This is a genomic window from Pedobacter sp. V48 (assembly GCF_000523515.1).
In the GTDB taxonomy this organism is placed as follows: domain Bacteria; phylum Bacteroidota; class Bacteroidia; order Sphingobacteriales; family Sphingobacteriaceae; genus Pedobacter.
In genome coordinates this window covers 140,957-153,630 of record NZ_AWRU01000013.1, presented here as the reverse complement: position 1 = coordinate 153,630, position 12,674 = coordinate 140,957, and the positions used below count along the sequence as shown (strand labels likewise).

The following is a 12,674-nucleotide window of genomic DNA, read 5'->3' as shown; positions in this document are numbered from 1 at the left end:
TCATCACCGAGTTTCCAGGTTTTTATTTATTGTAGATGAAAGTGATTGAATCTTTAACAACAAGACCACTGATTTCCTGTGCATTGTAGCTAACGACATAGGTACCGGGTCTATCCAGCAGATAAGTTTTGCTGATGTTCACCATCACACTAAGGCTATCACCAGGTTTAATTTCAATGTAACTATCTGCAGGAGGCGGCATGATCCGTTTAGCCATGGCTCCTTGATACCTGGCTTCTACACCCTGATCGTCTTTAATATCTAGGTATTTGCTCATTGGTGGTTCAAAAGGGGTGTGCCATTTACAGAACGATTGTGGTTTGACAGAGCGGTTATACACCGTGAACCTAAGCTCAAGAGAGTCGCCAGTCTCAATAACCGGTTTCATACTCATGCGGGCAGTCATTTGTGTATTGACGGCAACTGTGTCTGTTTTATTAACAGTATCTGCTGTTGAAGCGACTCCATTATTTTGTTCTTTGCTCGTGCCGCAAGAGGCCAGTAAAAGTAGGCCTGTGGACACGAGTAGGGGTATGTGTTTCATATATCCGATATTGCTTTATCTAATCACAAACGTTCGATGATTGTCAAACGCTACAGGCTTTTAAATATAAATATCGTTTACCTTGTCTAATTATCAATTTTCGTTTGTCATSWSRRMAKRAMCRTTNNTCWMATSCWNTGWMWRYYKTCNCAACTTTGCTTATTCGGTTGTCATGGGTTTGTATTACATTAAAATTAAAGGAATATGAATGATTTTTTATTGATTTTCAGAAGAGATTTTACGAATAAGGATGCGCAGCCTTCGCCAGAGGAATTGCAAAATTCTATTAAAGCCTGGCAAAACTGGTTTGGTGGAATTGCTGCACAGAATAAACTTGCCAGGCCCTTACAACGCTGGGATATCGCTGGCAAAGTTGTGAAGGCAGACAAGCATGTGATCAACGGTCCTTTTGTGGAAATTAAAGAATCTATTGGCGGACTAATTATTGTTAAAGCAGAAAATTACGAAGAGGCGGTTGAAATTGCGCAGAGTTGCCCAATTCTCGAACTCGGTGGAACTGTAGAAGTTAGGATGGCTAGCGATCCTGAGGGATAATTATAGTTACATGGAGCAACAAGAGCTGATACCACATCTATTCAGAAGCGAGTACCAAAAAATCGTTTCTGTGCTCTGCCGTTTGTTTGGTATCGCGCATATGGAAATAGCTGAGGATATTGTTAGTGACACTTTCCTTGCTGCTACTGAGACCTGGAGCACCAAGGGTATACCAGAAAATCCAACGGCCTGGTTGTATACTGTAGCTAAAAATAAAACTAAAAATTATTTAAAGCGTGATAATCTGTTCCAGCAGAAACTGTCTCCGGAGATTCAGTATCATGCCGCCAAAACCGAAGAATTTGAGCTCGATCTGTCTGTCAAAAATATTGGGGATAGTCAGCTTGCCATGATCTTTACGGTATGTAACCCCAAGATATCCACCGAGTCTCAGGTAGCATTGGCATTGAATTTACTTTGTGGATTTGGTATTCAGGAAATCGCTGATGCTTATCTCACCAATAAAGAAGTGGTTTATAAAAGACTTCAAAGAGCGAAAGAGAAGTTGAAGGAGGTGAATGTCAGGATTGAACAACCCGGTTTTGCTGAAATAAGCGAACGAATGGAAACCGTCCTGACCACCTTATATCTGTTGTTTTCTGAAGGTTACTATTCAACTACCCAGAACGTAACGCTCCGAAGAGATTTTTGTGCAGAAGCGATGCGTCTGGCCTATTTGTTAACTGATCAGGAGCGAACAAATCTTCCCGAGGTAAATGCATTGCTTTCACTGATGTGTTTTCATGTTTCTCGCTTTGATGCCCGTGCAAACCAGGATGGAGAAACAATATTATATCACGATCAGGATGAAAGCCTGTGGAACCAGGAATTGATTGATCAGGGTAAGTACTACTTAGGTTTATCTGCCAATGGGAATCTGCTAACCAAATACCATTTGGAAGCTGGTATCGCATACTGGCATACCCATAAAGAGGACACCCAAGAAAAATGGCTCCAAATTCTTCAACTTTACAACAATCTGTTGATTATAGAATATTCGCCTATTGTTGCCTTGAACAGAACTTTTGCCCTGGGCAAGGTTTATGGAAAGGCGGCAGCCATTGTGGAAGCAGAAAAGTTGAAACTCACTGGAAATCTTTTTTATTATTCACTGCTGGGTAACCTGTATACAAATATTGATAATGCAGTTGCTTTGCAACATTACAGACAGGCACTGTTGCTCGCCAATTCAAATGCAGACAAGGCAACCATCACCAGACACATTCAACACTTGACTGCTTAATTCTTCGGTACTTTCCCCAGATAATTATCAAGGCTCCAACGATAGTACGACAGGGTAGCCAGTACAAATGCCCCAGCGCTTGCGCTGAAAACGGAATAATTTAATGGCGCTTTTAACCCTAGTGTTATGGTCATCACGAATGCAAATGACAACAGCAACAGGAAGCTTCCGATAGCGGATTGCCTGGTTCTATAACCTATAATAAGCAGCAACCCAAATAGCGCTTCTGCTGCAGTTGCAATAAAACCCATTATATCTGAAATCGGCTTGGATAAAAATGGGAGTAGGGTGTGTGTGTATTCCTGGAAAGACTCCCAGTTACCCCAGGCAATATTATCTTGTCCTGCGGTACCCAAATAGCCAATTCTGTCCAGCACTGCAGAAAGAAAACCAAGTCCTAACGCAATACGAAGAAATAGTTGGGCAGTATCCGTATATTTTTTCATCGATATATCCTTTATTTATAATACGTTGTTCTTCAGCTAATTTTAAACCTGGCTAAAGGTACTAAAAAGCCTTCTTAGAAAACATAAAAGGTTACCTGATTATACAGCAGGCAACCTTTTGGTGAAGAATTTGTATTAGGCTACCTTAGATTACCTGGTTTACGAATCCAGTCACCATAAGTTTGCTGACCAATACGGGCATTATCCCTGGGCACAAGAGACTGATCGTTGATTTCTGCACCAAAATATGGAGCATGGACGTCTGAGATCACTTCCCTGTTGTCATTTTTAAGGCTAAGGTATTGCCTTACGATTTCATCAAGCCCAATTTTTTCTGGCCCCGCAACTTCTGTTGCACCATTTAAGGGAGTTCCCACAGCAATATCAGCCAGAGCTGCAACAACATCATCTGATGCGATGGGTTGGAATTTAGCCGACGAAACATGGATCTGATCTCCTTGAGTTCCAGCCTGTACAATCCCTCCTACAAATTCAAAGAATTGTGTCGCATGAAGGATAGAATAAGGAATTCCGGATTTTTTAATTAGCTGCTCTTGGGCAAGTTTGGCCAGAAAATAGGTGTTGGCGTTCGGGCGGTCAGTGCCAACAACCGACAAGGCAACATGGTGTTTTACACCGGCTACTTTTTCTGCAGCGGCCAGGTTGCGTCCAGAAGTTTCAAAGAAATTCAATACTGCCTTTTGTTCAAATGATGGAGAATTTGCCACATCAACTACTACTTCTGCGTCTGTTAAAGCTTCTGCCAGTCCTTCTCCGGTAACAGCGTTTACTCCAGTCCCCGGCGAAGCCGCCAGTACTTCATGACCCGCTTCGCTTAACGTTTTTACCAACTTTGTTCCAATGAGGCCAGAGCCTCCGATTACGACAATTTTCATATGTTAATTTTAAAATTTGATTGTTTTATCATGAAAACAATCGACATTTAAAAATTGGACAGATCAGCAAGTTTTCATACTTATTGGTTCAATCAAGATCAGTCTCAATGTGCTAACAGAATTTACTTTTTATACAAAAAAGCTTAATCAATTGCCAATATTATTTATTTCTGCTACTGTTTATCTTCTAAATTTGTTTATACACATAACTGAACAAACCAGATAAAACATGAACAGAAAACTATTATGGGGCTTGATGCTAATCTTGCTCGCCACCTCAGCCGTACAAGCGCAAAAGAAGATTGGCAATGAAACCCCTGAACAAAAAGCCAAAAGAATGGAATGGTGGAAAGATGCCAGATTTGGGATGTTTATCCATTGGGGCTTGTATGCTTTACCTGCTCGTCACGAGTGGGTAAAAAGTAATGAACACATTACTAATGAAGGTTACCAGAAATATTTCGATCAATTTAATCCTGATCAGTTTCAACCGAAACTATGGGCAAAAAAAGCGAAAGCCGCAGGAATGAAATATGTTGTATTAACCACTAAACACCACGAAGGATTTACATTGTTTGATAGTAAATTTACCGATTACAAAGCAACCAATACTTTGGCAAAAAGAGATTTAGTAAAAGAATTTGTTGATGCTTTTAGAGCGGAGGGCTTAAAAATAGGTTTCTATTATTCACTGATAGATTGGCATCACCCAGATTTCACGGTCGACGAATACCATCCGTTAAAACCTGCGAACAACGATGAAAATCAATATTTGGCATTAAATAAAGGTAGAAATATGGCCAATTACCGCAAATATTTAAGCAATCAGGTTAACGAGATTTTAACTAAGTATGGAAAAATTGATATACTCTGGCTTGATTTTTCATACCCTGGCAAGCATGGCAAGGGCAAAGAAGACTGGGCATCCGTTGACCTGTTAAAGCAAATCAGAAAATTACAGCCCGGTATAATTGTAGATAATAGACTGGATTTAGATGACTATACAGACGGTGCAGATTTTGAAACACCAGAACAGGTAAGCACCGAAGCTTTAGCTAAATTTAAAGGTAAAACCTGGGAAACATGTCAGACTTTTTCAGGCTCTTGGGGTTATTACAGAGATGAAAACACCTGGAAAACTAATAAACAATTGCTGAGTTTATTAATTACTTCAGTAGCCAACGGGGGTAATTTACTGTTAAACGTTGGTCCAACAGCCAGGGGTGAGTTTGATAACCGGGCGAATACTGCGCTAGATAGTCTTGGCCTTTGGATGCATGCCAATTCTAAATCCATTTACGGTTGCACTTTCGCACCAGATAAATTTAAACCTGCTCAGGGAACCCAGCTTACCTACAACAAAGCTGGCAAAAAACTTTACGTTCATCTTTTTGAATATCCCAAAGATGGCAAAATAGTGCTGGATGGATATGGTGACGATGTCATTTATGCCCAGTTTTTACATGATAATTCAGAACTCTTAATTGATCAAGACAAATCGACTTCTGGTCGTCTCGTCTTGAAATTACCAGCCCAAAAACCAAATTTTCAAATTCCGGTTATTGAATTGAGTTTGAAATAATTCATTTTATTGTCTCACAGCTATTTCTGTGAGACAATAATTTTCTATATTTGTTAGGCAATCGATTGTTTCGTTGTTTAATAACCAAATAAAAGTATGACGATCTGTAAACGAGTTATGTGTTGCGTGGCATTTTTCACCTGCTGTGCAACTTATACCTGGGCCCAAAGCGCCAACCCTTATATCCTAAATGCAGGAAGTAAACCTTATTTATTGCGTAGTTATCTCATGTTCGATGGAAAGAAGCATACTCATGTAATTTCCGTGGGCACTCCGGAAAAGGTAAATTATTCTTATGATTTGAAACAGGGAGCATTATTGCAGGTATGGCGGGGGCAGTTTCTTGATGTGACCGAGATGTGGAAGGATAGAGGAGAGCCTCAACTTGCTAAACCTTTAGGTACTGTGTTACCTCTTTCTGCAGCTCCTGCGATAACAGCACTGACTGAGCAAAATGCGGTATGGCCTGATTCAATAAGCTTTGATGACCTCCAAAACAAGGGATATGTATTAGATAAGAGCAAAATACCTACGTTTTTATATTCCTCAAATGGCGCTGATATAAGTGACAAAATAGTAGTGCAAAGCGGAGGGAGTGGGGTAGACCGTACAATAAGTATTAGCAATAGCAAGGGCCCTCTTTATTGCAGGATTGCAGCAGCACAAACTATCAATGCGCTGAAAGACAATACCTATAGTATTGGAAATAAAGCATATACTATAAAAGTTTCTGCTGATGCAAAGGCTTTTATAAGAAAAACAAAAAATGGTCAGGAACTACTTGCTCCATTGGCCAATGGAACTGATTCATTAACCTATTCTCTAATCTGGTAATCAAAGAATGAAAAATTCAAAATACTTATTGTCTCTTTTATTACTAGGTGCAGGTATAGCAAATTCAAACGCACAAACAGAAAGTCAAATATTTCCAATCGTTACTGTTCCTATTCCTAAAGAAATAGCACTTGAAGTTGGTGGAATGACCTTTTTACCTAATGATGAGTTGGCTGTTGCTACTCGCCGTGGCGAGGTATGGATTATCACAAATCCATACATGAAAAACGGACAACAACCTAAATATCGTCTGTTTGCACATGGCATGCATGAGGTATTAGGTTTAAATTATGTGAAAGGTGATATTTACCTTACTCAACGCGCTGAACTGACACGTCTCCGAGACCTGGACGGTGATGGTGAAGCCGATGAATACCGAACCATGTATTCCTGGCCATTATCGGGCAATTATCATGAATATGCCTATGGCCCTATGCTCGACAAGGATAGCAATATGGTGGTTACCTTAAATTTAGGCTGGATAGGATTTGGAGAAAGCATGTCCAAATGGCACGGCTGGATGCTCAAATTCGCTCCTGATTTTGCAATGAAGCCCTTTGCCACTGGTTTCCGTTCACCTGCGGCCTTCGCTCTGAATGACAATGGCGATATATTTTATGCAGAGAATCAGGGCGATTGGGTAGGCTCGGGGAGTATCACACATGTTGAAGAGGGAGATTTTTTAGGTAATCCTGCCGGCTTGATCTGGGCTGATCAGCCAGGCTCCCCGGTAAAGCTTCGCAAAAAAGACATTCCGGATACAGGTGAACCCAAATACGATGTGGCTAAAAGAGTACCAGGACTAAAAACTCCTTCTGTATGGATCCCGCATTCTATCATGGGCAATTCAACTTCTGGAATCCTAAGTTATTCAGATAATGGAAATATGGGCCCTTTTAAAGGGCAACTGTTTGTTGGCGATCAGGCCCAGAGCAAAATCAGCAGGGTATTCCTGGAAAAGGTTAAAGGCGTTTATCAAGGGATGGTATTCCCTTTTCGCGAAGGATTTTCGTCAGGTATATTAAGAATGAACTGGGGTTCTGATGGCAGCATGCTTGTAGGTATGACTTCAAGAGGCTGGTCGTCAACCGGAAAAGAAGAATATGGACTGCAGCGTTTGACCTGGTCTGGCATTATGCCTTTTGAAATTCAGACGGTAAAGGCGCAGCCTGATGGTTTCGAGCTGGAATTTACCATGCCAGTGGATGAAAAAACTGCCCGTAATGCTGGCTCTTATAAATTGTCGACTTTTACTTATAAGTACCATCATATTTACGGAAGTCCGGTGATAAACCAATCTCCCCGCAACATTAATGCAATCGTAATTTCTCCAGATCATAAACGCGTACGTTTAGTACTTGATAGTTTAAAAGAAGGGTATATTCATGAGATCAGAACTGAAGGACTACGCTCAGAAAATGGCAATACTCCTTTGCTCCACAATTACGGATATTATACTTTAAATAAGATTCCGGATGGAGAAAAAGTAGTGGCAACGGCCGAAAACAAACCAACTGGCAGCATGCCGACTGCAAACGCAGCACAAAGTATGGATCATCATCACATGGGGAATATGACAACTGCCAACAGCAAAATCACTGGCAGTACTGCAGCAGGGAAGCACCTTACCAAACAGCCAATAAGCTGGAAGAACGGACCGGATAAAACCATTTTATTAGGAACCAAACCGGGATTGAAATTTGACATTACAAATTTGACTTTAAAAGCAGGCACTAAAGTGAAACTGACCTTTGCCAATACGGATGACATGTTGCACAATTTTGTGCTCACAACTCCAGGAGCAGGCAATGTTGTTGGAGAAATGGTGATGAAAATGGGGCTCGATGGCGAAAAATATAGCTTTGTCCCTAATAGCCCTAAGGTTCTGGCACATACAGCATTATTACAACCGGGAAAATCAGATACTATTTATTTTACCGTACCAAAAACACCTGGGATATATCCTTTTATCTGTTCTTATCCTGGCCACTATACGGTAATGAAGGGGCAGATCAAAGTGATTAAATAGGAATGGACCTAACGATTATAATATGTTCTTCTTCCTTTAACCGTATTACAATAATCGTCTAAGTTCATTCGCAATAGATGAGCACCAAGCGCCAGGCTTGCAGGTGTATCTATGCCATATTTTTTATCCAGCAAGCTCAAAATGTAATCAGTCATATAGGGATGGATGAAATCATCCCTTTGAACTTTTACCTCAAGGTTATTAATTGTGTAATAGTAGATCCAGCTCGTAATGATCTTTTGTATCAGGAATTCTTGCTCTGAACCCAGTAGCTCATAATTTCTTTCTTGTACGTTAATAGCACTAAAATTTATGTTCAGGAACTGTATAAAATGATTATAATGGACGTCAAATAATTCCCTGGTCAGATTGTTAAATAAACAATTGACATTTTTATTTTCTACCCTCAGGTGTTTGCCTTCGGGTCGGATAAAAAAAAGTTCAGCGGTTTTAACCCAGGGTTTTCCAGGTCGATAATGATAGATGTCATCCGGATGTCCGCTGTCCTTTGAGTAGAATAACTGTTTCAATGCAATACAGCTTCTAGAAAATCTAGATCCTCCTCTTCATCAAACCCTAGCTCATCTTCTTCATCAAAATCGAGATTATCAAGATCCTCTTCAATTGGGAATTCATCATCCTCAAGATCGTCCATATCATCATCTTCAAATTGGATATCGTCGTCTTCTGGTGGGCCATTCAATATTGAATTCCAATTATCAGTTTCTGCTGTTAAGGCTGGATCCATGATCACTGTCTGCTTTTCTTTTATTTTGGTTTCCATAAAGCTGTTTTGATTAGTTTTCAAATTTTACCAATACGCTCGTCCAAAGTATTAAGGTATACCCAAAAAATATTAAAACCTTAATTACTTTAAATTTACGGTTTTAATCGAGAACTAGGAAGATAAAAAAAATCATCAAGTTGTGCGACACCACCGTCTTTTATCAATATTGTCAATTTATTAGAAAATGTAGCTAAATTCTGCATCTCTTCATGTCTTTCAGTAAGCTATTTTTGTTAAAAAAATTAAGCTATGAAAATAAAATGGTCGGGCGTATTTCCAGCCGTAACAACCAAGTTTACGGATAATGATGAGTTAGATTTCAATGCATTTGACAAAAACATCAATGCCCAGCTTGAGGCGGGGGTTGATGGGCTAATCCTGGGAGGATCCCTGGGCGAAGCAAGTTCACTCACAAACGAAGAAAAATTTGGGTTACTGTCTCATACCATAAAATTGGTAAATGGCAGGGTGCCGGTTTTACTGAATATTGCAGAATCAACTACCAAAGCAGCAGTACAAGTTGCAAAAACAGCTAAAGAATTAGGTGCCAGCGGCTTAATGCTCTTACCACCAATGCGTTATTATGCCGATGATGAAGAAACGCTTGCTTTTTTTAAAGCTGTTGCTGAAAGTACAGACTTACCAATCATGATTTACAACAATCCGGTAGATTATAAAATTGAGGTAACTCTGGATATGTTCGCAGAACTTGCTAACTATGAAAACATCCAGGCTGTTAAAGAATCAACAAGGAACATTTCGAACATTACAAGAATGATCAACAGATTTGGAGACCGGTTTAAAATCTTTACCGGAGTAGATACGATTGCTATGGAAAGTCTGGTAATGGGAGCGCATGGATGGGTTGCAGGACTTGTAGATGCATTTCCGAAAGAAACAGTAGCAATTTATCGTTTGGTAAAATCTAACAGGATACAGGAAGCTTTAATAATTTACAGGTGGTTCCTTCCGGTTCTTGAATTGGATATTCATCCTAAACTTGTACAATATATAAAACTCGCTGAGGTGGGTACCGGTATAGGAACAGAAAACGTAAGGGCACCGCGATTAAAAATTAAGGGTGAAGAACGCGAGCGTGTGCTTAAGATTATTAATGATGCATTGGCGGCAAGGCCTGTACTGCCAGAAAACAGTTGGGGAGTGTTAGAATTACCAACCGTATGAACGGAAGCAGCATAATTGCATCCCAATACTCAAAAAGGACAACTAAAGCCTTCTATGCAAGTAATCCCGCATCAGGTGAGTTACTTAAAGAGCAATTTTTCAATGCTGTTGCCGAAGATTTGAATGAGGCAATGACAGCAGCGACAGAAGCCCATTACAAACAACTCCCAAAAAGCACCAGGGCTACCTTTCTTAGAAGCATAGCAGAAGAACTTGAGCATCTCAGTGAAGAATTGGTACAGCGTGCGCAGTTGGAAAGTGGTTTAACTAAAGTACGCTTAACGGGTGAACTGGCAAGAACTACCGGGCAACTCAGGCTTTTTGCAGATCAGGTTGAAGAAGGTTCATGGCTCAATGCCATCATTGATACCGCAATTCCAGATCGAAAACCGGTTCCTAAACCCGACATCAGGCGAATGCTAGTGCCCCTTGGGCCAGTGGTTGTGTTCGGTGCGAGTAATTTCCCACTTGCATTTTCCGTTGCCGGAGGAGATACTGCTTCTGCATTTGCCGCCGGTTGCCCTGTTATTGTAAAAGCCCATGCTGCCCATCCAGGTACGAGTGCACTTGCCGGTCAGGCAATCATACGTGCTCTAAATAAATCAGGAGTACATCATGGCTTTTTCTCGATGTTATTTGATGAGGGTTATGAAATAGGGGAAATGCTGGTTAAGCACCCAGAAACCAGAGCGGTCACTTTCACTGGTTCATATCAAGGTGGCATGGCTTTACTCAAAATTGTGGAGCAGAGAAAAAATCCGATTCCATTTTTTGCAGAAATGGGAAGCATAAATCCCGTATTCCTGTTACCACAGGCACTAACAAGCAGGGCAGGGCAAATTGCCACCACTTATGCCGGATCAATTACCATGGGTGCAGGACAATTTTGTACAAACCCTGGTTTGCTGATAGCAGTAAAATCAAAGGAGCTTGATCTTTTTGTAGAACAGTTAAAAGTAGAAATAGAGCGCGCTGCTTCTGCTACCATGCTCACAGCTGGCATCTACAACAATTATAAAAAACGAAGCACTGAGGTACTTAAACAACCAAATGTAGAAGTTTTAGCTGCTTCTTCGCTTTTAAATGCCGATGATAATTGTCAGGCACTACCCGTTATATCAACAGTTTCGGGCAGCGAATTTCTCCAAAACCCAATACTTCAGGAAGAAATTTTTGGTCCCTATTCCATGCTCGTTATCGCCAACGACATCAACCAACTTACAGACATAGCCAATGTCCTACAGGGGCAACTGACCATCACCATAATGGCAGAACCATCGGAACTGACTGAATATCATTTGCTGATCGAGAAGTTAAAAGATAAAACGGGTCGTTTAATCCTGAACAATCCACCAACAGGGGTAGAGGTTTGCGCTGCCATGCAACACGGTGGCCCTTTTCCGGCTACAAATGATTCGCGTTTTACCTCTGTGGGATCAGCCGCGGTGCTTCGTTTTTGCCGACCGTTAGCCTGGCAGAACTGGCCTGATGAAATGCTTCCTGATGAATTAAAAGAAAACAATCCACTCAATATTTTCAGATTGATAAATAACAAATGGACTAAATAGCCATGAATAGTAAAACTTTTTTTTGTGTAGATGCACATACCTGCGGCAACCCGGTAAGGCTTGTCGCCGGAGGAGGACCTGTCCTAAACGGGAAAAATATGAGTGAGAAACGGCAACATTTTTTGAAAGAATTTGATTGGATCCGCAAGGGGTTAATGTTTGAACCCCGGGGCCATGATATGATGTCGGGCAGTATACTTTATCCTCCTGATGATCCTGCAAATGATGTTGCAGTATTATTTATAGAAACGAGTGGCTGCCTTCCAATGTGCGGACATGGTACTATTGGCACCATCACTATTGCCATTGAAGAAGGATTAATAAAACCAAAAATCCCAGGACTTGTACGTATGGAGGCACCTGCCGGTCTGGTTCTAATTGAATATAAAGAAACAGATGGAAAGGTGATTTCTGTTAAACTTCGAAATGTGCCTGCGTACCTTGCCGCTGAAAATCTTTCGATTGAATGTCCGGAATTGGGAGAGCTTTTTATTGATGTTGCCTATGGCGGTAATTTCTACGCCATTATTGATCCTCAGAAAAATTTTAAAGGCATACAGGAGCATACCGCCGGTCAGCTTATTAGTTGGAGTCGAGATATCCGAAAGCAAATTAACGAGAGGTATAGTTTTGTGCACCCGCAAGATCCTACAATTAATGGTTGCAGCCATATTCTTTGGGCGGGAGATACGATTGATCCTACCGCTACCGCTAGAAATGCAGTATTTTATGGCGACAAAGCTATAGATCGTTCACCTTGCGGTACGGGTACATCGGCTAGAATGGCGCAGTGGTATGCAAAGGGAAAATTGAAAAAAGGAGATGTTTTTATTCACGAAAGCATCATAGGAAGCAAATTTACAGGTAGGATTGAGGATGTTGTTACGATGGATAAATACGATGCTATTATTCCAACCATCGAAGGCTGGGCCGAAGTATATGGATACAACACCATTAAAATAGATGACAGAGACCCGTATGCTCATGGATTTCAGGTGATATAAG

Annotated in this window: 13 protein-coding genes; 8 read left to right on the top strand and 5 right to left on the bottom strand. The window is 40.8% G+C overall.

The window, feature by feature from the left end:
* Positions 1-22: 22 nt before the first annotated feature.
* Positions 23-544, bottom strand: coding sequence for a hypothetical protein (locus tag N824_RS12925; protein WP_048905561.1), 522 nt, complete (start codon positions 542-544; stop codon positions 23-25).
* Positions 545-748: 204 nt separating this feature from the next.
* Here N824_RS12925 and N824_RS12920 point away from each other — a divergent pair, with 204 nt between their 5' ends.
* Entirely contained in the window at positions 749-1,099 is a 351-nt protein-coding gene (locus N824_RS12920; protein WP_048905560.1) for a YciI family protein, read from the top strand.
* Between the two features lie 10 nt (positions 1,100-1,109).
* Positions 1,110-2,342 carry an RNA polymerase sigma factor gene (locus tag N824_RS12915; RefSeq protein ID WP_048905559.1) on the top strand — a complete coding sequence of 411 codons (1,233 nt, stop codon included), beginning with the start codon at positions 1,110-1,112 and terminating at the stop codon, positions 2,340-2,342.
* Here N824_RS12915 and N824_RS12910 read toward each other — a convergent pair.
* Both N824_RS12910 and N824_RS12905 read right to left on the bottom strand, forming a co-directional pair.
* A complete protein-coding gene (locus N824_RS12910; RefSeq protein ID WP_048905558.1) occupies positions 2,339-2,788 on the bottom strand; it encodes a DoxX family protein in 450 nt (149 codons plus the stop codon). The two genes, N824_RS12915 and N824_RS12910, sit on opposite strands and share 4 nt — an antisense overlap.
* A gap of 140 nt (positions 2,789-2,928) precedes the next feature.
* A complete protein-coding gene (locus N824_RS12905; protein WP_048905557.1) occupies positions 2,929-3,684 on the bottom strand; it encodes an SDR family oxidoreductase in 756 nt (251 codons plus the stop codon).
* Positions 3,685-3,913: 229 nt separating this feature from the next.
* On the opposite strand from N824_RS12905, the gene N824_RS12900 reads away from it, so the two are divergent.
* The 3 genes from N824_RS12900 to N824_RS12890 all read left to right on the top strand — a co-directional run bounded on the left by N824_RS12900 (position 3,914) and on the right by N824_RS12890 (position 8,129).
* Entirely contained in the window at positions 3,914-5,266 is a 1,353-nt protein-coding gene (locus N824_RS12900) for an alpha-L-fucosidase (protein WP_048905556.1), read from the top strand.
* Positions 5,267-5,392: 126 nt separating this feature from the next.
* A complete protein-coding gene (locus N824_RS12895) occupies positions 5,393-6,100 on the top strand; it encodes a hypothetical protein (protein ID WP_048905555.1) in 708 nt (235 codons plus the stop codon).
* A gap of 7 nt (positions 6,101-6,107) precedes the next feature.
* Complete coding sequence (locus N824_RS12890) at positions 6,108-8,129, top strand: auracyanin family protein (RefSeq protein ID WP_048905554.1); 2,022 nt, start codon at positions 6,108-6,110, stop codon at positions 8,127-8,129.
* Between the two features lie 8 nt (positions 8,130-8,137).
* On the opposite strand, the gene N824_RS12885 is transcribed toward N824_RS12890, so the two are convergent.
* A complete protein-coding gene (locus N824_RS12885; protein WP_048905553.1) occupies positions 8,138-8,659 on the bottom strand; it encodes a hypothetical protein in 522 nt (173 codons plus the stop codon).
* Positions 8,656-8,913: a hypothetical protein gene (locus N824_RS12880; RefSeq protein ID WP_048905552.1), complete on the bottom strand. Its 258-nt coding sequence runs from the start codon at positions 8,911-8,913 to the stop codon at positions 8,656-8,658. The genes N824_RS12885 and N824_RS12880 overlap by 4 nt, the downstream gene beginning before the upstream one ends.
* A gap of 252 nt (positions 8,914-9,165) precedes the next feature.
* On the opposite strand from N824_RS12880, the gene N824_RS12875 reads away from it, so the two are divergent.
* From N824_RS12875 to N824_RS12865, 3 genes are read left to right on the top strand one after another with little or no spacing between them, the layout of a single operon-like run.
* Entirely contained in the window at positions 9,166-10,101 is a 936-nt protein-coding gene (locus N824_RS12875) for a dihydrodipicolinate synthase family protein (protein WP_048905551.1), read from the top strand.
* A complete protein-coding gene (locus tag N824_RS12870; RefSeq protein ID WP_048905550.1) occupies positions 10,098-11,669 on the top strand; it encodes an aldehyde dehydrogenase (NADP(+)) in 1,572 nt (523 codons plus the stop codon). Before N824_RS12875 ends, N824_RS12870 begins: the two co-directional genes overlap by 4 nt.
* Before the next feature lie 2 nt (positions 11,670-11,671).
* A complete protein-coding gene (locus N824_RS12865) occupies positions 11,672-12,673 on the top strand; it encodes a 4-hydroxyproline epimerase (RefSeq protein WP_048905549.1) in 1,002 nt (333 codons plus the stop codon).
* Position 12,674: the final 1 nt, after the last annotated feature.

Coding starts and splice junctions, on each gene's coding strand:
- N824_RS12915 (WP_048905559.1), top strand. CDS start 1,110: ATGGAGCAACAAGAGCTGATACCACATCTATTCAGAAGCGAGTACCAA.
- N824_RS12880 (WP_048905552.1), bottom strand. CDS start 8,913: ATGGAAACCAAAATAAAAGAAAAGCAGACAGTGATCATGGATCCAGCC.
- N824_RS12920 (WP_048905560.1), top strand. CDS start 749: ATGAATGATTTTTTATTGATTTTCAGAAGAGATTTTACGAATAAGGAT.
- N824_RS12900 (WP_048905556.1), top strand. CDS start 3,914: ATGAACAGAAAACTATTATGGGGCTTGATGCTAATCTTGCTCGCCACC.
- N824_RS12865 (WP_048905549.1), top strand. CDS start 11,672: ATGAATAGTAAAACTTTTTTTTGTGTAGATGCACATACCTGCGGCAAC.
- N824_RS12890 (WP_048905554.1), top strand. CDS start 6,108: ATGAAAAATTCAAAATACTTATTGTCTCTTTTATTACTAGGTGCAGGT.
- N824_RS12925 (WP_048905561.1), bottom strand. CDS start 544: ATGAAACACATACCCCTACTCGTGTCCACAGGCCTACTTTTACTGGCC.
- N824_RS12875 (WP_048905551.1), top strand. CDS start 9,166: ATGAAAATAAAATGGTCGGGCGTATTTCCAGCCGTAACAACCAAGTTT.
- N824_RS12910 (WP_048905558.1), bottom strand. CDS start 2,788: ATGAAAAAATATACGGATACTGCCCAACTATTTCTTCGTATTGCGTTA.
- N824_RS12905 (WP_048905557.1), bottom strand. CDS start 3,684: ATGAAAATTGTCGTAATCGGAGGCTCTGGCCTCATTGGAACAAAGTTG.
- N824_RS12870 (WP_048905550.1), top strand. CDS start 10,098: ATGAACGGAAGCAGCATAATTGCATCCCAATACTCAAAAAGGACAACT.